The sequence below is a fragment of the Ruegeria sp. BHSA123 genome (genome assembly GCF_059613425.1).
This window is the reverse complement of sequence record NZ_JBXWSL010000048.1, coordinates 1-19,233: the sequence shown is the minus strand read 5'-3', so window position 1 is coordinate 19,233 and position 19,233 is coordinate 1. Positions and strand designations below refer to the sequence as shown.

At 52.7% G+C, this 19,233-nt stretch carries 23 protein-coding genes; 10 read left to right on the top strand and 13 right to left on the bottom strand.

The genetic code is table 11. From position 1 onward, the window contains the following. Positions 1-427 precede the first annotated feature (427 nt). The 7 genes from AC2FNC_RS16555 to AC2FNC_RS16525 form a co-directional block, all read right to left on the bottom strand. Positions 428-1,216, bottom strand: a complete 789-nt coding sequence (locus AC2FNC_RS16555; RefSeq protein ID WP_496715969.1) for a tellurite resistance TerB family protein — start codon at positions 1,214-1,216, stop codon at positions 428-430. After that, positions 1,217-1,696: a hypothetical protein gene (locus AC2FNC_RS16550; protein WP_496715968.1), complete on the bottom strand. Its 480-nt coding sequence runs from the start codon at positions 1,694-1,696 to the stop codon at positions 1,217-1,219. Between the two features lie 144 nt (positions 1,697-1,840). Further along, the gene (locus tag AC2FNC_RS16545; RefSeq protein ID WP_496715967.1) at positions 1,841-2,017 is read right to left on the bottom strand and encodes a hypothetical protein; all 177 of its coding nucleotides are present in this window, start codon (positions 2,015-2,017) and stop codon (positions 1,841-1,843) included. Further along, positions 2,014-3,318, bottom strand: coding sequence for a DUF6538 domain-containing protein (locus AC2FNC_RS16540; protein WP_496715965.1), 1,305 nt, complete (start codon positions 3,316-3,318; stop codon positions 2,014-2,016). The genes AC2FNC_RS16545 and AC2FNC_RS16540 overlap by 4 nt, the downstream gene beginning before the upstream one ends. 39 nt (positions 3,319-3,357) lie before the next feature. After that, a complete protein-coding gene (locus AC2FNC_RS16535) occupies positions 3,358-3,549 on the bottom strand; it encodes a hypothetical protein (protein WP_496715964.1) in 192 nt (63 codons plus the stop codon). 533 nt (positions 3,550-4,082) lie between these two features. Then, positions 4,083-4,472 carry a DUF4440 domain-containing protein gene (locus AC2FNC_RS16530; protein WP_496715963.1) on the bottom strand — a complete coding sequence of 130 codons (390 nt, stop codon included), beginning with the start codon at positions 4,470-4,472 and terminating at the stop codon, positions 4,083-4,085. Between the two features lie 30 nt (positions 4,473-4,502). Further along, the gene (locus AC2FNC_RS16525) at positions 4,503-5,405 is read right to left on the bottom strand and encodes a LysR family transcriptional regulator (protein WP_496715961.1); all 903 of its coding nucleotides are present in this window, start codon (positions 5,403-5,405) and stop codon (positions 4,503-4,505) included. Positions 5,406-5,636: 231 nt separating this feature from the next. On the opposite strand from AC2FNC_RS16525, the gene AC2FNC_RS16520 reads away from it, so the two are divergent. From AC2FNC_RS16520 to AC2FNC_RS16510, 3 genes are read left to right on the top strand one after another with little or no spacing between them, the layout of a single operon-like run. Continuing rightward, positions 5,637-6,059: a hypothetical protein gene (locus AC2FNC_RS16520; RefSeq protein ID WP_496715960.1), complete on the top strand. Its 423-nt coding sequence runs from the start codon at positions 5,637-5,639 to the stop codon at positions 6,057-6,059. A gap of 40 nt (positions 6,060-6,099) precedes the next feature. After that, positions 6,100-7,683 (top strand): sulfatase-like hydrolase/transferase, encoded by a 1,584-nt coding sequence (locus AC2FNC_RS16515; protein ID WP_480521047.1) that lies wholly within the window; start codon positions 6,100-6,102, stop codon positions 7,681-7,683. A gap of 60 nt (positions 7,684-7,743) precedes the next feature. Continuing rightward, positions 7,744-8,544, top strand: a complete 801-nt coding sequence (locus tag AC2FNC_RS16510; protein WP_480521049.1) for an outer membrane protein — start codon at positions 7,744-7,746, stop codon at positions 8,542-8,544. 245 nt (positions 8,545-8,789) lie between these two features. Here AC2FNC_RS16510 and mgrA read toward each other — a convergent pair whose 3' ends face one another. The 3 genes from mgrA to AC2FNC_RS16495 form a co-directional block, all read right to left on the bottom strand. Continuing rightward, positions 8,790-9,857 carry an L-glyceraldehyde 3-phosphate reductase gene (mgrA, locus tag AC2FNC_RS16505; protein WP_170668949.1) on the bottom strand — a complete coding sequence of 356 codons (1,068 nt, stop codon included), beginning with the start codon at positions 9,855-9,857 and terminating at the stop codon, positions 8,790-8,792. Positions 9,858-9,982: 125 nt separating this feature from the next. Continuing rightward, positions 9,983-10,507, bottom strand: coding sequence for a cysteine dioxygenase family protein (locus AC2FNC_RS16500; protein WP_480521414.1), 525 nt, complete (start codon positions 10,505-10,507; stop codon positions 9,983-9,985). A gap of 225 nt (positions 10,508-10,732) precedes the next feature. Next, positions 10,733-11,002: an HlyU family transcriptional regulator gene (locus AC2FNC_RS16495; RefSeq protein ID WP_496715958.1), complete on the bottom strand. Its 270-nt coding sequence runs from the start codon at positions 11,000-11,002 to the stop codon at positions 10,733-10,735. Positions 11,003-11,299: 297 nt separating this feature from the next. Here AC2FNC_RS16495 and AC2FNC_RS16490 point away from each other — a divergent pair, with 297 nt between their 5' ends. Beyond that, complete coding sequence (locus AC2FNC_RS16490) at positions 11,300-12,532, top strand: flavin-containing monooxygenase (protein ID WP_170602010.1); 1,233 nt, start codon at positions 11,300-11,302, stop codon at positions 12,530-12,532. Positions 12,533-12,587: 55 nt separating this feature from the next. Here AC2FNC_RS16490 and AC2FNC_RS16485 read toward each other — a convergent pair whose 3' ends face one another. Further along, on the bottom strand, positions 12,588-13,460 hold the full coding sequence (locus tag AC2FNC_RS16485) for a LysR family transcriptional regulator (RefSeq protein WP_480555918.1): 873 nt from the start codon (positions 13,458-13,460) through the stop codon (positions 12,588-12,590). A 183-nt stretch (positions 13,461-13,643) separates the two neighbouring features. Here AC2FNC_RS16485 and AC2FNC_RS16480 point away from each other — a divergent pair, with 183 nt between their 5' ends. Together AC2FNC_RS16480 and AC2FNC_RS16475 are read left to right on the top strand one after the other, a co-directional pair. Continuing rightward, a complete protein-coding gene (locus AC2FNC_RS16480) occupies positions 13,644-14,054 on the top strand; it encodes a GFA family protein (RefSeq protein ID WP_480521418.1) in 411 nt (136 codons plus the stop codon). A gap of 31 nt (positions 14,055-14,085) precedes the next feature. After that, complete coding sequence (locus tag AC2FNC_RS16475) at positions 14,086-14,280, top strand: DUF1059 domain-containing protein (protein ID WP_170389176.1); 195 nt, start codon at positions 14,086-14,088, stop codon at positions 14,278-14,280. A 265-nt stretch (positions 14,281-14,545) separates the two neighbouring features. On the opposite strand, the gene AC2FNC_RS16470 is transcribed toward AC2FNC_RS16475, so the two are convergent. Beyond that, positions 14,546-15,157: a TetR/AcrR family transcriptional regulator gene (locus AC2FNC_RS16470; protein WP_480521421.1), complete on the bottom strand. Its 612-nt coding sequence runs from the start codon at positions 15,155-15,157 to the stop codon at positions 14,546-14,548. 114 nt (positions 15,158-15,271) lie between these two features. Here AC2FNC_RS16470 and AC2FNC_RS16465 point away from each other — a divergent pair, with 114 nt between their 5' ends. The 4 genes from AC2FNC_RS16465 to AC2FNC_RS16450 all read left to right on the top strand — a co-directional run bounded on the left by AC2FNC_RS16465 (position 15,272) and on the right by AC2FNC_RS16450 (position 18,648). After that, positions 15,272-16,825 carry a phospholipase D-like domain-containing protein gene (locus AC2FNC_RS16465; RefSeq protein ID WP_496715957.1) on the top strand — a complete coding sequence of 518 codons (1,554 nt, stop codon included), beginning with the start codon at positions 15,272-15,274 and terminating at the stop codon, positions 16,823-16,825. Between the two features lie 198 nt (positions 16,826-17,023). Then, the gene (locus AC2FNC_RS16460) at positions 17,024-17,272 is read left to right on the top strand and encodes a hypothetical protein (RefSeq protein ID WP_170668966.1); all 249 of its coding nucleotides are present in this window, start codon (positions 17,024-17,026) and stop codon (positions 17,270-17,272) included. A gap of 259 nt (positions 17,273-17,531) precedes the next feature. Continuing rightward, complete coding sequence (locus AC2FNC_RS16455) at positions 17,532-17,828, top strand: hypothetical protein (RefSeq protein ID WP_170615118.1); 297 nt, start codon at positions 17,532-17,534, stop codon at positions 17,826-17,828. A 559-nt stretch (positions 17,829-18,387) separates the two neighbouring features. After that, positions 18,388-18,648, top strand: a complete 261-nt coding sequence (locus AC2FNC_RS16450; RefSeq protein ID WP_170615119.1) for a hypothetical protein — start codon at positions 18,388-18,390, stop codon at positions 18,646-18,648. Positions 18,649-18,959: 311 nt separating this feature from the next. Here AC2FNC_RS16450 and AC2FNC_RS16445 read toward each other — a convergent pair whose 3' ends face one another. Then, positions 18,960-19,112, bottom strand: a complete 153-nt coding sequence (locus AC2FNC_RS16445) for a hypothetical protein (RefSeq protein ID WP_496715956.1) — start codon at positions 19,110-19,112, stop codon at positions 18,960-18,962. Positions 19,113-19,233: the final 121 nt, after the last annotated feature.

Below are 19,233 nucleotides of genomic sequence, written 5' to 3'. Positions count from 1 at the left end.
CCCATAGAACCCCCGCTAGAGGTTAGGAAAGAGGAGAGGTCAAAGGGTGTCAGAACACCCGAAACCACTGGGGCATAAACGGGGGCATTTCTCGGGTATAGGTGACCCAAGGTCCTGTCGTCGTTTCATGTTCTGATGATCTGGCTGGGGTGGTAGGAATCCTTGCCGACCGATGAAACCTATGGGCTTTTCAGCGAAGCCCGAGAAACTGGGGCGGTTTCGGGGGCATTTTGCTGAGCTAAGCGACGGGTATTTTACCGCTAGAGAGACCCGTTACGAGACCGCTGGAGAGCCGCTGGCAGGTGCCGACAGGAGCTAACGAGACCGTTCACTGGCGCAGGACTGGACCGCTGACGAGGCGTTCCAGGGGCTGACGGGTGGTGGTGCTGGTGCTGGCAGGTGTGGGGGAGTGGGGTGGAGCGGTCGTTCAATCCACCCTCGTCCGAAACTGCGGCATCTTGAACCACGGGTCTTTGGGCAAGCAGTCTGACACATGCTGAATGGCCAGTTCTTCCATCTCGTGGATTTGCCCATCAGCACTCGCTATATCCGTTAGCAACGCAAGAAATCGTTCACGAACTATCTTGTGATTGCAGTCTTTGCTTTCCAACGTGAACTTCCGGAAGCTTTCGGTGAGTTCCTGCAGTGTAAACTGGTCTAAACTTTCTTGAAAGTAGTCCAAGGCAGGATGCACATAACTCGGATCGTATCCCCAATCCTCGATAAAGTAAGCGCAAATAACTTCACGTTCCTCAGCTGTAACTGATCCATCGGCAGCTGCGATCTTGAGCACCAATGGCGCAGCTAAGTCGAACAATCCCACAGCGAGGACATCCAAAGGTGTATTGATGAATTTCGGTATTACTTCGACCCGTTCGCTATCAAGCCCCTTCATTAACTTGATAATACCGAAACTCGAACCACCGGCTACAACTCCAGCCGCTACAATCCATCCGATGGGTGTAGCCGCCGTCGCTATCAGCCCCATGATACCCGTAGCGCCAAAAAACGCGTTGGCCACTACGCTGCTGCCTGCTGCTGCGGCTCCGGCAGCAGACATACCCGCCACGCCCCATGCTTCAGCCGCCATACTTCTCACCAACAGAGAGGTGTAGGCAGCCTCGCCAATCTCCAATCGAGCCTTGAACCGCATAGGGTCCGCAATAACCTGATTAGCCTCTCTAATTAACGAAGAAGTCGATCTTGAAACGTCCATCTACAAGCCGCCCTTCAACGGGTCGAAGAAGGCTTGAGCCTCTCTAATACGTGCTTCCAGCGCTTTGTCCACGAAGTCCTGCTTAGCTCCAAGCATCAAACCCAATGCCGCTAGAATGGGTGTTACGAGTGGGCCCAGAACCACTCCAATAATAGGAACAGCACCGATCAATGCGCCAGCGATCGCGCCGAAAACCAAACCAAAAGTAGAATTCGGATAGCTCTCGACAATCTTCATGACCAGTTCGAGGATCTTTTGGCCAATTTTAACGACAGTCTCCCCCACGCGGATTACTTTCGACGCAACCTGAAACAGAAGTACCTTTGTATCAGCCGATATTGCTAAATTGTCGATCTTTGCCTTCAGTTCTCCAGACGATAAGCCCAATGATGCCATCGATTGGATTTCTTCGGCTGAAACATCGGATATTTCCTGAGTGACCGCCTCGCCAGTATCGCCCGCTATTCCTCTAACCTTCATTGCAAACCTCTAATCTCAACTACGTAACCAACTAAATTATCGCTATTTTCCGACCCATTCTCGCCGCGTAATTTCGAAGCGGCAAGAAAAAAATCAAACTTAACACCCCCCCGGCAACCCGCTAAGGGCCGCCGAGGGATAGGTTTACGAGGGTGGTCGCCGCTGGACGACATAGTCAGCCAGCCACTGCCAGTAGGCTTCGGCATCACGGAACCCCTGAGCCCGAGCCGCGAGGTTCTCAGCTTCCCGACGGGAACAGCCGCCATCGTATTCAGCAATGGCCGCCCGTTCCTCGAACGCGTCAATGTCGGGGAACGTCATAACGGGAGTCTTATCTGATCCACGATCGACCGGCGTTGTTCGTCACTGATGCCAGCCGAGTAAATCCCGTAGGTGATCCCATTCTCTGACCGGGCCGATTTATGGCCGACCAGAGAGGCCGTGAAGTGCTCAGGAACACCGGTTCGCTCGCACTGGGTGATGAACCACTTGCGGGTCGAGTGAAACACCAGCCCCGGTCGATCAAGCTCCAGCCGTCGGCGCAGTCTCGCGAACCCCTTGGTCACCTGCGCGACAGTCAGGTCAGGGAACAGCGGGCCAGATGACGGTAGCTGTCGGAACGTCTCATCCAGCACTGGATGCACCGGAACCAGTCGTTCAGCGGCGTCGGTCTTCAGCAGTCGCAGTCGGTTAGGTCGAACATGCACGAAGCAACCGAGATTGCCCTTGGCCACGAGGTCTTCCCGGAGCAGCCCAACCGCTTCCCCCGCTCGCATTCCTGATAGCAGGCAGGTTAGCAGAACCGAATGCAATTCTCGGTCTTTGGCTCCCAGCAATCCCACCACTTCATCGTCAGTCGGAACCGCATAGGGTTGAGGGCGTATTTTACGGTCGAAGGGCACCGTCCGGAACGGGTTGGTCTCCAGATGCCCCTCATAGACCACCCAGTCGAGGAAGTGATTGACCTGAGACCAGATACGGCGCTGGGTTCTGGCCGTTATGGTCACCGTTCCCCGAGACGAGTACGCAACCAGTTGGTCCAGGGTCATCCCACGGGTCCGCTCCGACTTGCCAATCATCGGAGACAGTTGGGCTATTGCCGTCAGGAACTCTCGTCCGTCTGCTCTGGTCAGGCTGCAAACTGACTGGTCACCAAAGCGACTGGTGAATAACCCGACAGAGTATCGGACCGATTTGAACCCGCTGGGTCTTAGTTCGTTACTGCGCTTGTTCAGATAGGCGCGGCTCAGGTCACGAACCGGCACCTTCACCGGCGCTGTTGGTCTGGCGAAGCTGGACCGCTCCAGAACTGTCCCGGAGCCCTCCAGAGTGGCCCGGAGACGCACGAGAGACGACTCTGGCTGGTCAACCCAATCGGGAACGTCAGCGGTGCTCTCTGTGGCAGAGAGGGCGTCCTCTGCCTGACCCCGGACTTGCTCCACCAGAGTCTCGAAGCGGGCATTAACTTCAGCGGCACGGACGCGGGCAGTGTTACGATCCCCGGTTTTGAGGCTCTGCTTTAACGCCTGAGCGCCCAGCGCGAGAGCCACGTCAACGGGATAGTTGCGTCTGAACAACCACGTATGGCCCTTCAGATAGGCATAGCGAATGTGAGCAGACATGGGTCTCCTCCTTTCAGTGTTGATTGTTAGGGATTGCCGTTAGGCGTCAGGGACGAGCCGGACGATCATCTCCCGATCCGGTTCGCCGTAGGACCCAGCCAGTGGACCGGTCACCGCAAAGCCGGTCACGCAGTCTTCGAACACCTCTTCCACGCGGAAGTGATGTTCAGGAACGTCATCGAAGGCGCGGACCACCACGACGTCACCGGGGTTCAGCTCCAGCTCAGTCATCGTCGGACCTCCACGTCCAGAGGACCGCCAACAGAACCAGAGCTGAGACAGCGGGGTGAGACCGAGACACCACCCAGAGCATCGTCGTCAAGACAGCCTTGGGGGGTGGGTGCAAAAGAAAACCCCCGACGAGAACGCCGAGGGCAGACAGGTACTTCATGGATCAAACTCCTGCAGTTGCTTCTTTATTTAGATGCAGGAGGTTGCTCGGTTTATACGGGAGCGGACGTTCAGGTTTTTTGGTTGAATGTCTGGTTTGCGGACCTTGCCGACGTACAGCTTTCCGGCTTGAACGACTGGTATCTGCAGTTCGCGACTGTGGCTCGCGTCTCTGAAGGCGCGACTGGAGGCTGCTGCGGGTGCAAAAGAGAAAGCCGGACGAAAGAAGAAGCGGTCGTTCAAGCATCCAATTTCTGACCGAAAGACTCGGATGACCGGGTCGAGCCCAAAGCGGGCGTTCCTTTAATTCAATACCCTCCTTATTATCGCCCCCCAAAAAAGCACGCGCAGTTATCCGCCAGTATATACCCGCCTCACCCGATCGGTGTCGCGCCAGTTTCCATCCGATACAACTGTCCGTCCGATAGCAGCATCACCACCATCACTGACTCCTTGTCGCCGCTGGGAAATTCAATGAACTGGTGCGTGACGAGAATATCGTCGTTCTCATAGACGACGCGATAGTTCCGGCGTACCGGCCTTGGTCCGTCAGCGGACCAAATGTTTACCATTTCGGCCTTGTGCAGGTCTTTTCCAAGCTGATGGCGGACAAATGCGAAGTCGTCGTGAATCATGGCTTCAAATGCTTGCCTATCGCGAGCGTCAAAGGCGGCTTTCCATCTGGCGGAGAATTTCATGCACATCCTTTCGGCCGTAACCTCATCACCTTGCAACAGATATTGATGCTCCTTTTGGTGTTCCAACCATGATCTGCATCAAAACAGTGCTGGCACTCAGCGAGGGAGTATAGCTTTGCTGCGCACTTCGCGCCGGATGAAATCGATCAGCAGCCTCGTGCGCAAGGGTACAGCCGCGCTGGTAGAAAATACGATGTGCAGCGGGATGTTTGGCGGTTCCCACTCTGGCAGAACGCGCTCAAGCTGTCCGCTTGCCAGTTCTTTCGCCATCACCCACTCCGGCATCATTACGATCCCGGCACCGTTTCTCGCATATTCAACAAGCGTGTCGCCCTGATCGGCTGCAAACCCGCCTGCCACCACTACGTCTCGCTCCTTGCGCCCTTTAGTTAGACGCCATGTTTGTGTCGCGCGCATACGTGAGAATACGAGACATTTATGATTGGCCAAATCTTCGGGCTGATCCAGCCGTCCCGCTTGTTCCAGATACGAAGGCGCAGCTGCCAGGATCAGAGGGTTGGAGGATAGGCGTGATGCAACGAGTGCTGAGTCCTCCATGTGTCGTGCGCGAAAAGCAACATCAATACCCTCACCTATGATGTCGATGTGATCCTCGGTCAGAAACGAGGCGACGCGTATTTCGGGATATTCCCGACAAAACGCGACCAGAAGCGGGGCGATCACCAGGCGCGACATAACAGGTGACATGGAAAGGCGCACTGTGCCAGCGGGTGTTCCTGCATCGGTTCGAATGCGGGAATCCGCCGCGTCAACGTCTTCAAGGATTTGGAGGCAGCTCTCGAAATAGGTCTCCCCCAAAGCAGTTAGAGTGATGCCGCGCTGGTTGCGCCGCAGCAGTTGTGTGCCGAGATGTTTCTCCAACGCTGCGACCCTTTTGCTGATGGTGCCCTGCGCCATACCTTCCAGCCTTGCAGCTTCTTGGAAGCTCTTAGTCTGGGCGACTCGCACAAAGGCGCTCATTGCAAAAAGCTGATCCAATTATAAAATTCCTTTTTAGAATTTTAGTTATTCTAATTGAGATATTGATTTAATTGCATGCGTTATGCAACTCCGGTGGCAGCAATACAGCCAGTCAACTGAAATCAGGATCCAAGCGCAGACCTGCCGGAACCCCTTTGGCAGGTGCCGGGAGAGCTTTGTTTTCGGCCTTTCCGGACAACAAAATAGAAAGGAACCGGAGTGACAAAACTATCTGAACGACTCTCGGATTTGTCGATTCTGATCGGTGACGTCGAGGCGCGAGCAGAAGCCTTTTTCGCCGAAACCGGTGACAGGCGCGAGCAGCGTATCAAGGCGCTCAAAGACACTCTTCGAAGGCATCAAAGCCAAATGGAGTCGCGCATTCAATCGACTGAAAGCGAGATCGCAGTGGCCTGGCAAGACCTAGCCGAACGTCTAACAAAGCGCTCCGAAATGGCGCGCGCGCAGTTGGTTTCAATCAAAACACGGGCCGATGCCCATCTCGCAGATCGTTGCACCGCGCAACTTGAGCAAAACGCAGCTCTGGCATTGGACTTCGCGTTGGTTGCGATGGAAGATGCCGAGCTCTCCGCCCTTGAAGCAGTAGATGCGCGTCTTTTGGCAGACGAACTTGCACGTTTGTCGGACCTGGCAAAACAACGCTCCGATTGACCCGAACTCACCGACATGCTCAGTTCTAGGAGGCAATACGATGAATCTTCCCCACAAACTTGGGCTTACTACGGCCGTGTTCTTCGCCGGGGTCCAATCTACCCTTGCTATTGAACCCGATGGTCCGCACATGGCTCATTCTGAACGTAACGCTGCCGCTTGGGCTGCCGAAGACGAAGCCATTGACGCCAAGCTGGCTGAGCTGGAAGCTAAGTTCGGCAAGAAGCCCAACATCATATACATTCTAACCGACGATGTCGGCTGGGGCGAACTGGGTTGGCAAGGTGGTGGTAAGCACCGCGGAACACCCTCGGATGCTCTTGACCAGATGGCCTTTGAAGGAATGCGCTTCTGGTCGGGCTATGCTGAGCCCTCATGCACGCCCACACGGATTGCGATCAACACCGGTCGACACCCTGTGCGCACAGGCCTTTTGAGCGTGCTTTGGCCTGGCTCGGTGGAGGGGCTTTCTCCTGAAGAAGTCACCACTGCCGAGATTCTTTCGGAGGTAGGTTACAACACTGCCATGTGGGGCAAATGGCACCTCGGTGACCTGCCTGAACACGCGCCTGAGAATCAAGGTTATGACTATGCCTACTATGGCCTCTTCAACGGTGCTCCGGACTACTGGCAAGCCTCATACGAGGACCCGAACGGAACTTTCCCTTTTGCTGACTTCCCCGGCTACGATCAGTACGAGGAACTCACAGGGATCGACCTGTCCATCGGTGGCTATGTCGGTCGCAAGGGTGAGGGACGAACTCCTATCGAAGGCGTTGCAGGTGACCTTTCCCCCGAGCGTCAAGAAGCCTTTGAAAACGAGTCCATCGCTCAGATCACCCAATTCGTAAAAGATCACGCCAACGACGAGAATCCCTTTTACATCTACTGGGCTTCCTACGCGCAGCAGATTGCGCCAAGCCAAGAGTTTGCAGACGTCGATCACGTGGACAAGAACAATCGCCAAGCGTCGTTCATGGCGATGCATAACCAGCATGTCGATCAGCTTTTGACGACGCTGAAGGCTGAGGGCATTGCCGAGAATACATTGGTTGTCTGGACCAGCGACAACGGGCCAATGTACGCCTTCTGGCCAACCGCCGGTTACACGCTTCTGCGTGGTGCCAAAGGGGACGTACTAGAAGGTGGTGTGCGCGTGCCAGTAATGGCCTGGTGGCCGGGTATGATCGAGCCAGGTCAGCATCCGACGGATATTGTGCACGTGACCGATTGGTTTACCACGGCTGCGCGTATCGGTGGTGCGATGGACCTGATACCCGACGACCGGATCACCGACGGTGTGGATCAGACTTCACTTCTTCTGAACGGTGAAGGCCACGGACGTCGCCAGTTCATGGCTCACTACAGCGCCGACACGCTTGGAGCCTTCCGCTTCGAAGATCACAAGATCCACATCACCGAGGGGCATGGCGGTCTGCCGGGCATGGATTTCTACAATGTCATGCGCGATCCCGGCGAGAAGTATGGGGCGCTCTACCCAGGTCTATGGGTGGTGCAGCCAATGCAGCAGATCCTGCAACAGCACATGGGTCGTGTAGAGCAGTTCCCGCACCGCGCCCCAATGACCCCAGAAGAGGCCCGCCTCAGTGCCGAAGGTCATTGAAACAGGTTGGCGGGTCATCCCTGAGATGGCCCGCTTCGCTTCCATTCTTAGGACAAGACAATGAAAACCACTTTGCTAAATACTGCCATCACCATTGCGCTTCTAAGCGTTGGTACGGCCGCCCAATCCGAGGCAATTCCCCTCAGCGGCCAGAGTGAAACAGAATGGCGTCACACCCTTTCGATCTACGCGTTTCTACCGGTTAAAACAAAGGGAGACTCAACGGTTGCAGGAACAACCGTTCCACTCGATCTCGATTTTGGCGATGCACTGGAACTCCTTGATTTCGCCGCAGCCGGTAGATTCGAAGCCTGGCGCGCCGATTGGGGTTTCATAATTGACGCCAACTATGTTTCGCTTGAAGCCGATGGCAGCTTGCCCACACCTGGAAGCGCCTCGTTCAGCGCTGATATTCGTCAAGAATGGCTGGGTTTATATGCAGCGTACAAGGCCGTTGACGCAATCAGGGGGAATGGGCAGCGCTACGCCATCGATCTACAGGCTGGCGCGCGCTACAACTCGTTGCGTCAGGAGATTACAGTAACATCTCCGGCACCAATCCCTGTGTTGGGCGGCGATGAAGGCTGGTGGGAACCGGTAATCGGTGCACGCGGCACTTGGGTGCTTAACGAGCGGTGGACTGCAATTGCATCCTTGGAGCTTGGCGGCTTTGGCGCAGGCGGCAACGACCTGCAAATCGGAGCCAATGTTGGTGTAGATTGGCGTCCGTGGGAGACAACTTCGCTGTTCTTTGGGTGGCGATATTTCAGCATGGACTACAGCGACACGCTGTCCACGGGGGCGTTCGAATATGACGTCGATCAGCACGGGCCGGTTCTTGGAGTCAAATTCAGGTTCTGATTTGGGTCTATACAGCCAGTTTTGTGATTTTGATTGGTAGATCTGACGCTCTTAGAGATTATCAAAATTCCGCCAAAGACAAAGTATTTGTATGGCGGCTTCGTCCCGCGACTCGGTCGTTCGGTGCGAGAGGTGTTCTCAGTTCCTGACAAAATTTCTCAGATGACCGGGTCGAGCCCAAAGCAGAAACGCCAAGCGATTACGCAGAAAAACCTGCTTGCACCAAAAATCAGTGGTCAACAATTCTACTCCGTTTCCGAGGATCGCGCCCAGAGATTGATTTCCTCTTCCGAACTGACCTCGTCAATCTTGGCGAGTTCCGCTTCGGTAAATTCCAAATTCCGGACCGCACCTACGCAATCCACGATCTGCTCAGGTCGCGAAGCGCCAATTAGGGCTGTCGTAATCCGGTCACCTCTCAGCACCCAAGCAAGCGCCATCTGAGCTAATGATTGACCGCGTGACGCCGCTATGTCGTTTAGAGCCCTGACACTCGTCAGTGAACGTTCGTTGATCATGCCGTCCAATAGAGACTTGCCTTGGGTTGCACGGCTGTCTTCGGGAATGCCGTTCAGATACTTCGATGTCAAAATACCCTGGGCAAGTGGCGTGAACGCAATCGATCCCACGTTCAATTCGTCAAGCGTATCCAACAGCCCGTCCCGCTCAACCCAACGGTTGAGTAGGTTATACGACGGCTGATGGATCAGGCACGGTGTGCCAAGGTCTTTCAAGATGGCCAGCGCTTCGCGCGTTCGTTGCGAGTTGTAGCTTGAAATTCCGACGTAAAGTGCGCGCCCAGAGCGCACTATATAGTCTAGGGCTCCCATCGTTTCTTCCAGAGGGGTATCTGGATCATAGCGGTGGGAATAAAAGATATCTGCGTATTCTAGCCCCATCCGCTTGAGCGACTGATCACAAGAGGCCACAAGGTACTTTCGTGATCCCCACTCCCCATAGGGGCCCGGCCACATATCATACCCTGCCTTGGTAGATATGATGAGTTCGTCCCGATAGCCTGCGAAATCAGTTTTCAAAATTTCACCGAATGCTTCTTCCGCCGATCCCGGCGGCGGGCCATAGTTATTTGCTAAATCAAAGTGCGTTATACCCAAGTCAAAAGCAGTGCGGCAGAGATCGCGCTTTGTCTGGTGCGGGGTATCCCCACCAAAGTTGTGCCATAGCCCAAGGCTTATCGCGGGTAGCTTTATGCCAGACTGCCCACAACGGCGATAGACCATTTGCTCGTAGCGGTCCGGATTGGGAAGAAATGGGCGCGGCCGAGGCTTCGGGGGGCGTTGTAATTTGCTCATCTGTCCATAATCCGAGATCATCACCCCGTGTCAATTCAACGAGATAGTAATCGGCAATCAGCGAAGCCTGCCGTATAGATGGAACATGCCTCAAGTATTGTCAGCGCAGATTGTCAAACTGCAAACTAGTCCTCGAATAATGCGCGAACCTTCGACATGTCATACGCATGTTCCGTCAGGTTTTCAGGATCCCATTCGCTTCGCTCAGCTTCAAAAAAGTCCCCGCCGTATACGTGGATTGCTCCGGTCAACTTGGGGATAGGGTTTGTAACCGAGTGAATGAGGTCCTTACCAAGCGGAGTAAATTCACCCGTCGACAATGCTCGAGCCCCTGCCGCTTCAATGCGTCCTTCAGGGTCATCTGCCACGCGCCGCCAAAAAATGTTGTCTTCTCTACCACCATAAATGCCGATTACGGCCCACATTTCGTGATTGTGGGGCATTATTGTCATTCCCGGCTTCCAGACGACGTTGACGATTGTCAGATCACTCGACTTGTAAATGGGAAAGATACCGCTTTCGGTCGGCTCTCCCAAGGCTTGCGTCACGCCCGCAGGATCGCGCATCGCCCGGTCCACCACCTCAGCCACCGATTTGTGAGACGTGTCCTGATCCACCGCGGTCCGGCAGTCTGCTACAAACTGTTCCATGTTCCACATATCTTCAGCCCCCAATTGTCTACAATAAATGCAACAGCGTACCACAGGCCGCAAAATAGTCGAAATTGGGCCTCGGAAGGCAGCTGCATGTATCGGGTATCAAAGACTTCCAATGACTGCTTGGCCTGCTTAGCGTTCGTTCGCCAAATCGGGGCGGATGTCTACTTTGCGGAACCATCCGTCGATTGCATCGCTTACATTAGGCTGTCTGTTTGCTTATTCGAAAATGCGTTCGCCCTGCTCGTCGATCACCTGTTTCGCCTTTGCGATGCTGAAGCTTTCGCCCTGATCCCGGGTCTCAAAAACATCCGCCCGGATCACTGTATGGGTCTTGCGATCACCGTCGATGGTCTTTTCGATACGGGCTAAAAGGCGGTATTTGCCACCTTGGGGCATCAGGTCCGGAAAGATTTCGAACCCTCTGTAAGAGACCGGCTCCAGCTCCGACTTTTCACCACCACCGAAGAGTTTAGAGAAGAGGGACATTGGGCGGCTCCTTTCAGCGTTGCTATGACGGGAGACTAGCGTCGCTTAGGACAGGCGTGAAGCATGTCGTGCTATCAGAACATTTGTCTTCGATCCGTTGGTACGCTCCTGCGTTGCCTAATGCGTCCAGATTCGCGGTAAAAGTCCATTCCCCCGCACCACTCTCCCTTGTACGGACTGTCCAAAACCACCATTCTGACACGCCGCCGCCAACTACCGAACTGAGCCCTGAGCGGACATTGATACGTTGAAGCAACTAGCTGTCGCCGATAGAGTTTCATAGAGAGGTTTGCTGTTATGTACACCCTGATTGACACTGTGGTTGTGGGCGGAGGTCAAGCTGGGCTTTCCGTTAGCTGGCACTTGAAGCAGGCTGGTCATGATCACGTTGTTTTGGACCGCGGGCAGATTGGCGATACATGGCGTAACCGCTGGGATTCGTTCTGCCTGGTCTCTCCTAACAAACTCTGCCGACTTCCAGGTTTCCATTACGATGGGGATGATCCCGATGGTTTCATGCTCCGCGATGAGATCGTCAAGTACATCGAAGACTATGCGAGAAGTTTTGGTCCGCCATATCGAGCGGGTGTCGAGGTGGCTAGAATTGAGGCAAGTGCAGGACTGGGTCGCTTCAAACTAACCACATCAGATGGCGAAATCAGAGCGCAGAACTTGATCGTCACCGTTGGCACGCATCAACACCCGAATATACCAAGTTGGCACTACGATCTGCCCGAAAGAGTTACTGGCATACATACGTGTGACTATCGCAACTCAGCGAGCCTACCGGATGGTGCGGTGTTCATCATTGGAAGTGGTCAGTCAGGGTGTCAGGTCGCTGAGGACCTGCATTTATCCGGGCGCGACGTGCATCTTGCAGTGGGCAGTGCTGGCCGCATCCCACGTCGCTATAGGGGGCGCGACATTTTTGAATGGGACTTGGCGACTGGGTACATGAACATTGCGGTAAAAGACCATCCCAAAGGGACAGCTATCCGGTTCAAAGCCCATCCACATCTATCTGGGCGAGACGGTGGTCGTATAATTGATCTGCGCCAGATGGCGCTCGACGGGGTCAAGCTACACAGCAAGGTAGAGGGTGTTCAAGACGGGTGCCTGATTTTGGCAGGCGGACTTGAAGAGACGCTCAAGGCAGTGGACGATGTGTGTCGCGCGGAAATGGAGAGCATCGACACGTTCGTTGCAGAGAATGGACTCGATGATCCCAAGGAAATTGTTGTCCCGATCAACTGGCAGCCCAAACCTGAACTACCGTTCTTCGACTTGGCTGCAGCAAATGTTTCAACCGTAATATACGCAACAGGGTTTCACCGCGATTTTGGATGGATCGACTTGCCGGTCTTCGATGAGAGTGGCTATCCGCAATATGAGCGAGGTATTACAGATGTAGATGGCCTGTACTTCTGCGGACTGCATTGGATGCATACACAAGGGTCAGGCCTGTTTTATGGCGTGGGCGAGGACGCGGAGTACGTTGTTGATCACTTGATTTCCACTTCGGGCAAATAAGCTACGCGACAGCCTCGAGCCTAGCCTGGATCGAAGGTTTCCAACTGTAACTAGATCAGTTTTCGGACGTGTGTCTCGATACGACCTGCGACTGAGATTTTAACCAGTTGACGAACACCTTAGCCTCGGGACGCTGAAATTCTGCTTGTGTCTGGATGTAATAGACGCCGAAGAGTGGCTCAGAGAACAACTCAATCATCCGATCAGATGACAGATCGTCCTCGAAAAAAGCTCTGGCAGAATACGTGATGCCGTCACCCCGGCGAACCGCAGTCATGATCAGGTTCCCAGGCATGTGATTTATGGTCAATGGCTCGGGAGGTACGACCCCATGATAGGTGAACCAGTCAGCCGCCTCGTTGGTGCCTAGTTCCTGCAACCAGGGCAGCTTCGTTAAAGAGGCCGGGTCACGCAGATCTTGGCCTTCCACCAGTGAAGGTGCTCCGATCACGACCATGTCGGAAACAAGGACAGTATCCTCTTCTTTTCTCGGCATGCGTCTGTCGTGATACCGAATGGCGACATCGATTCCGCCTGGTCTTATCTGAACCAGTTCCGAAGTTGGGTTCAGCATCAAAGTGATCTCTGGATGTTCACGTTGAAACTCCGCCATTCTCGGCAACAGCCACTCCACCGCGAATGCTGGTGCCATTGTCACTTGAACGGGACGCTGCGCTGTGTGTTCTGCCAGTCGTTCGACACCCCTTCCAATGATTTCAAAGCCGATACCCAGTTCACGTGCAAGAATGATACCTGGCTCTGTCAACTCAATGCCGCGCCCACGTCTGGTAACGAGAGCTACACCCAAATGCCTTTCCAACGATTTAACCTGCTGGCTGACAGCCGCTTGGGTCACGTTCAAGCGTTCAGCCGCCACGGTGTAACTCCCAGCTTCCGCAACCGCTGAGAAGGCGCGCAAAGCGTTCATCGGGGGAAGGTGCAACCAATCCATACTGTAGTTTTTCTAATGTTCGGTTAGACTATTTGAGTCGAATGATATCGGTTTTCCTGACAATATTCATATCGAAATTTGTTTATATGCTCCAAAAAAGTTGGGTATGGGCTTCATCGCGGATGTCAGCCTAGCCGCATGCCAGGAGATCTTGATACGATGGATAAATTTCAAGGTGGATGTTACTGTGGTGCTGTTCGATACCAGATCGCGACACCACCTGTCTGGTCGGGACATTGCCATTGTCGTTCATGCCAAATGGCCCTTGGTGGCGCCTTTGTAACTTGGGCTAAGGTAGCCGCCGAAGACTTCGCCGTTATCAAAGGCGAAATCCATCACATTGAGAAAACTTCGGGTATTCGCCGCGGGTTTTGTCGGGACTGTGGAACGACGTTGACCTATGCCGCCTTAAATGAAGGTGAGGGCCAAGACTGGAGCGCTGACGCTTGGTTTTCTGCTGTGACGTTGGACGACCCATCGATTGCGCAACCCAAGGCCCACGTCTTCGTCTCACATCAGCAGCCATGGATAAAACTCGACGACGGGCTGCCGACGTTTCCTGAGTTCTAACCAACTTTCCGAGCGAACGGAGGAGAAAGCGATGAACACTGTTTATTCATATGCCTGCAAGGACTGCGAGGGCATGGAGGCCTGCCCAGGCAAAGTGGTTGCAGCGACTAAGGACGAAGTATGGAAACTCATGGAACTGCACGCGGTAGTCGCCCATGGAGAAGATCCTAGTTCGTGGGACGCCGATACTCGAGAATATCTGGGAACATTGATTAAGCCAGCTTGATAAGATCAGGGGGGCTTCGACGCCCAACGAGAAATCGGCCTTGAACTTCGATTTGGAATGCTTGGTGACGAATGGCGACTTTGTTGAGAAGGACCGGCATGGGCTGCCAACCAGCTAATCATACAAGCTGTGAGGATAGGCAGCTCTGAGCCCAAGTGGACGATTGAAGTTGACGTAAACTGTTTTTCGACCTGCATTGATCAAAGTTTACTAATGGAAGGGAAAGCCTGGCTGTTATTCTCGAAGAGACGACCTCATACATTGGTCATATCTCGTTTTCTTGCATACTCTTTCTAATCCCGGTTACGTAATTCTTCATTAAAGACTCGATATACGACTCCGAGGTTTCATATCGGGATAACTTGTCTGAGGCGTCAAGGGCGGCGATTCCATAGAGGCAAGCCCAAAGAACACGAGCGTCATGAATGGCTTCATCAACATGGCTCTCTGGGTACAATGGGCGAATTGCCGCGACACCAATATCAATAAGATCGAAAATGGCACGATCGTATTTTTCGGGAGTTACCTTTCCCGGTGGCAACTTGTGTTCAAACACTGCGCTCCAAAGGTTGGAGTTTTTCTGAGTAAATTCCAAATAGGACTTCGCTAACTCCGTCAATGCCTTCTCGGGCGAGCCATCCAAGATCACGCCCGACAAATACGTGTGAAGGCTCCGCAATGTGTTGACGTGCAATTCCAGAATTAGATCATCGCGATTTTCAAAAATCAGATAAAGCGTCCCTGATGTGTACCCAATTTCCCTAGCGATACGCCTAATTGTCAGCTTTTCGAGACCTTCGCTCGCAACTAGTTTCGTTGCCGATTTTAAAATCATTTCCCTAAGCTCTGCACGGGTATGGTCTGATCTCCTTGCCACTTAAACCTCTGAAACTGTATAATTAATATCCTCTATATATTATATATTGATCATTGATTATTTTCAACATATGATAAATAATCAGTGATCAATAAATGTTAAGTGAGTTCAAAGATGTTTGGGGCACTTCGCGTTTTCAAAGTTTTCTTGCTTAGACAAATTGACGGAACGTCGCTCTGCGCAGGGGCGCTCTTCCTAACATTGAGCGCGTGCACCTTGTTCGTTGAAACATCACCAATGGTTTCACGCTCAATGCCCCAAATATCTCCCTACACCCCCGTCAAAAAATCTTTAAACGTTGAGGTGAAAACAAAAACATCCGATGCATTAGTCAAACCGCTCCGAGACGGATTGGAAGCGTTGGGTAACCGTTTGAACGCCATTGATCAGGCTCAAAAGACACTTGATGTTAGCCTGTTCATTCTGCGAGAAGACGATGCCGGTCATCTATTTGTAAGCAAAGTCCTGAATGCGGCTGATCGAGGAGTAAATGTCCGATTGCTCTTCGATGACTTGTTCAATCGACGAACCGCAAATCAGTTCTTTGCGCTAGACAATCACCCCAACATTGAAGTCCGCGTTTTCAATCCATACTCGCGCCTTAGCCCGACGCTATTTTCCTTTATAGTTGACTACGAAAAAAGCCGACGGCGAATGCATAGCCGATTTCAAATCTCTGATAACCTCTACGCAATTATTGGAGGTAGAAATATCGCTGATGAGTACTTCGCAGATAACGGCACTTCCAAGTTCCTTGATTTCGAAATTGGGGTTCGCGGCGAGAAAGTGAAGGCCATTTCTGAAGCATTCGAGCTCTACTGGACCGATAAATGGAGCGAAGACATCTCTAGCCTTCAGTTGCTGCCTCCAATGGTCGGCCTCGATGATCTTCGCGTTACCGCACGCCGAAGGGCAGAAGAAGCGTGGCAAGGAACATATCGGGACCTGCAAAAACCATCTGAAAGACGACCGCTGAAGAACGATGGAATTAGCGCCAAGGTTTCTTTTGTATCGGACGTTCCGGGAAAAATACGTAGGCATAAATTTGAGCGTCGATACCTCGTTTCGCAATCGCACTACGACGAGATCGCTCGAGCGACAGAAAAAGTATTGATTGTCACACCCTACTTCATTCCAACGGACAAGGGCGCCAGTCTTCTGGAGCGGTTGAGCGACAAGGGCATTCGGGTCGAAGTCGTGACCAATTCCTTAGCTTCGACCAACCATGTGTCCGTGCATGGTGGATACTCCCAGTATCGTGCGAGGTTGTTAAAGGCCGGGGTAAAAGTCTTCGAGTTAAAACCATTCAATAGCACAAACTTTGGCAAGGCTGGCCCGATACTTACTCTTCACGGAAAGTACACAGTCACTGACGGTAAAACCACTGTTGTAACGACCATGAACTTTGATCCAATTTCCATTACCGGAAACTTGGAATCCAGCGTTACGGTTCATAGCGCTAGCTTCGCGCGTTTAGTTTTAAGCGACACAAAAAACCTAATTTTAAATGGTTGCTACCGGCTAGCCCTGAACTCCAATGGCAACTTGGTTTGGTATGAAGAAACAGGTTTAGGAACAGTTGCGTTTGACGATGAGCCAGGAGCATCAATCGGTCGAAATTTCATCTCGGATTTCGTCGCCGCATTAAAAATCGAAGGCCTGCTCTGAATTCAACTTGATTATCTGCATCGATCGTCAATCAGCGGCGGACCAACAAGTAAACATAAAACACTATTCCATTATAGGAATGGATGACGTGAAACCTTCCAGTGTGGATTTTTACTTTAATATTAAATGTTTGCGGTTCGAGAGATGCTTCCTATCCGATCTTTTACTTTAGCAATTACCAGCAAAGGGAGATGAGAAATGCTGAGCAAGACTATTCAAATAACTCTTATCTGTATTGTTGTAACCGCATGCGAGACAAAGGCGCAAAAAGCTGAAACCGCATTCATGCGCGAACAGCTGATTGCATCAGGCCAAAGCACGAAACCGGCCGATGAGCTCCGAGAAAAGCACATAGGTAAAAATCTAGCTATAACTTCAGCAGCAGTACTGACCTCTCCAATCTGGGTCCCACTCGCAATTGTGTCGTGGCCGGCATTGGGGCTTTGAGCTGTTCACGCCGTTATGGTTCAGTTAACGCTGAGTCAGCTTTAGACCGTATGCTGAACAAGCGATACATGTTCAAATTGGCAGCAAAGTCCGCAGAGCAGACGATCAGTCAAATTTGCCGAGCGTCCGCTTTGAGAAAGCGGACTTTGACTTTTGGACAAAAAATGCGCGCGCAAGGCGAGATCATAAGGACAAGGATTGATCTGATCGCCAAGCACTCACGTAACATTATTACTCAAGTATAAAGGGAGTGAGTAACATGACTAAGTTTTTTGTCGGTGCAACTGTCTCGATGCTGCTGACTGCGCCTGTTGCATTCGCTGGGCCAGGCCAGGGAAATACTGGAAACGGAAATAGTGATCTCGCGCAGTCGATGGCAGCAGCAGTGTCGGGTGGTGGTGCAACATTGGGCCGGGACCTTGGCGGTAAAGGCAGAGGTACAGCCTCCGTTGTAAGCGGTGGTGGAACCGGCGGCTGGGGCAATGAAGGCAGCGCTAGTGCCGTTGGTCTTGCTGACGGCCAAGTCTCCAATCGTGGTGGCGATCGCGGTCGGTAATAGGATTTGGGACCTGCGCGATTTATATCCCGGGTCATACAAAGCTGTTGTGATAGTCTCCGCGATCGCTGGCAGACTATCACTCAACCGAATTTAATCTCTGATTAGAAGTGCCCATTTCCTGATACAGCCCAGCACTCCCACCGCTGGGTATGACGTTGATAGGACCAAATGTACTTAAAGACCGGTTCCAACTGATTTTGCTTCCATTTGAGGAACAAAAAAAATTGATTGTTTACGGAACGTGGGCCTTTTTGTTTTCACGGGTAAAATTAGGAAATTCAACTTCCGATGACCCCCTCGGTAGCGCAGGTTTTTTTCTGGCCCAGGGAACCTACGTATTTGTTTACTACCGCACACAGCCGTGTTGCCTCGTGCCCTCTAGAACTGGCAGCGCGGGTTTTTTTGGTCCAGTGGAGCAATGTGTACGTATTTTAATTACTACCAACCACGGACGACCGGCGTTTCGCCTTATCGTTTTGCCAAATGGCGGAGCGCTTACTAAGTTTATTTCTTCGGGTCTGTGGGTTTGGTTTCAGTTAGATCTGGGAGAAAAACCATGGATAGTAGTTTCAACATAAAATCGGCATGGGCTTCGGTAATGGATGAAACCAAAAACCCACTTAAGAACCAATCTTTGTCTACTGCACATTTTTTGATGCAAATGTTGGCTTGGATGTGGAGTGCAATTTTCTCGCTCATAGTTGGAAGCTACTTCGTTTTCGGCGTTACCGCAGCGGCTCACATGTTGCTCATTGGTGGGCTGTTTGTGACGTTGATAGTATTCCGAAAGGCTGAAGCGACAGACTTAGACGACTAGAAGGTTCGTGGCTCCTATAGTTGACCGGGTGGACCTACGAGTTCCGTTCCCCCAGGCGATGGATGCGCAGGCGCTTCCACAACATACGCACCCAACCACTCAGGCACTGTCGCGCTCTGATCCTGCAAACTGGGCTTGGAACAACATTCCTGCTGCTGTTTCAGCTTACAGTTCAGGTCCAAAAGCGGACCTTCCAGTCACATTGTACAATACTATGCAAACCAGTTTCGAACAGAAAGCAAACCCTCACAAGGCCTTCGGGCGCCGCAGTGCAGCTAATGGCGGCTTCGTCCCGCGACTCAGTCATTCGCCTAGCCCATCGCGCTGCGCAGCGCGCCAACGGCCGGTTCGGTGAAGCTGCATTGCAGCGACGCGGCGACCGAGGAGAGATCGCAATCGGCTGCCTCTTTCACAAGCGATGTCCGCAAACCGCGCATCGCGTCGGTTTCTGCGCGATTCAGCATAGTCTGCACCGGGCTCGGTGCAGACGTTCGCCCGAATATCGCGAGCGACCGCAATGCCGACTAAGCGGTCATAGGCAAATAGTGCATGGAGCGAGAAAGCAATTGACCAGCATGCAGCCCG

Bases quoted from the DNA above. Each gene is read 5' to 3' on its own strand.
- AC2FNC_RS16515 (WP_480521047.1), top strand. From the start codon at position 6,100: ATGAATCTTCCCCACAAACTTGGGCTTACTACGGCCGTGTTCTTCGCC.
- AC2FNC_RS16480 (WP_480521418.1), top strand. From the start codon at position 13,644: ATGGATAAATTTCAAGGTGGATGTTACTGTGGTGCTGTTCGATACCAG.
- mgrA (WP_170668949.1), bottom strand. From the start codon at position 9,857: ATGAGCAAATTACAACGCCCCCCGAAGCCTCGGCCGCGCCCATTTCTT.
- AC2FNC_RS16495 (WP_496715958.1), bottom strand. From the start codon at position 11,002: ATGTCCCTCTTCTCTAAACTCTTCGGTGGTGGTGAAAAGTCGGAGCTG.
- AC2FNC_RS16555 (WP_496715969.1), bottom strand. From the start codon at position 1,216: ATGGACGTTTCAAGATCGACTTCTTCGTTAATTAGAGAGGCTAATCAG.
- AC2FNC_RS16475 (WP_170389176.1), top strand. From the start codon at position 14,086: ATGAACACTGTTTATTCATATGCCTGCAAGGACTGCGAGGGCATGGAG.
- AC2FNC_RS16540 (WP_496715965.1), bottom strand. From the start codon at position 3,318: ATGTCTGCTCACATTCGCTATGCCTATCTGAAGGGCCATACGTGGTTG.
- AC2FNC_RS16445 (WP_496715956.1), bottom strand. From the start codon at position 19,112: ATGCTGAATCGCGCAGAAACCGACGCGATGCGCGGTTTGCGGACATCG.
- AC2FNC_RS16545 (WP_496715967.1), bottom strand. From the start codon at position 2,017: ATGACGTTCCCCGACATTGACGCGTTCGAGGAACGGGCGGCCATTGCT.
- AC2FNC_RS16500 (WP_480521414.1), bottom strand. From the start codon at position 10,507: ATGGAACAGTTTGTAGCAGACTGCCGGACCGCGGTGGATCAGGACACG.
- AC2FNC_RS16465 (WP_496715957.1), top strand. From the start codon at position 15,272: ATGTTTGGGGCACTTCGCGTTTTCAAAGTTTTCTTGCTTAGACAAATT.
- AC2FNC_RS16535 (WP_496715964.1), bottom strand. From the start codon at position 3,549: ATGACTGAGCTGGAGCTGAACCCCGGTGACGTCGTGGTGGTCCGCGCC.
- AC2FNC_RS16510 (WP_480521049.1), top strand. From the start codon at position 7,744: ATGAAAACCACTTTGCTAAATACTGCCATCACCATTGCGCTTCTAAGC.
- AC2FNC_RS16450 (WP_170615119.1), top strand. From the start codon at position 18,388: ATGGATAGTAGTTTCAACATAAAATCGGCATGGGCTTCGGTAATGGAT.
- AC2FNC_RS16485 (WP_480555918.1), bottom strand. From the start codon at position 13,460: ATGAACGCTTTGCGCGCCTTCTCAGCGGTTGCGGAAGCTGGGAGTTAC.
- AC2FNC_RS16490 (WP_170602010.1), top strand. From the start codon at position 11,300: ATGTACACCCTGATTGACACTGTGGTTGTGGGCGGAGGTCAAGCTGGG.
- AC2FNC_RS16455 (WP_170615118.1), top strand. From the start codon at position 17,532: ATGACTAAGTTTTTTGTCGGTGCAACTGTCTCGATGCTGCTGACTGCG.
- AC2FNC_RS16460 (WP_170668966.1), top strand. From the start codon at position 17,024: ATGCTGAGCAAGACTATTCAAATAACTCTTATCTGTATTGTTGTAACC.
- AC2FNC_RS16550 (WP_496715968.1), bottom strand. From the start codon at position 1,696: ATGAAGGTTAGAGGAATAGCGGGCGATACTGGCGAGGCGGTCACTCAG.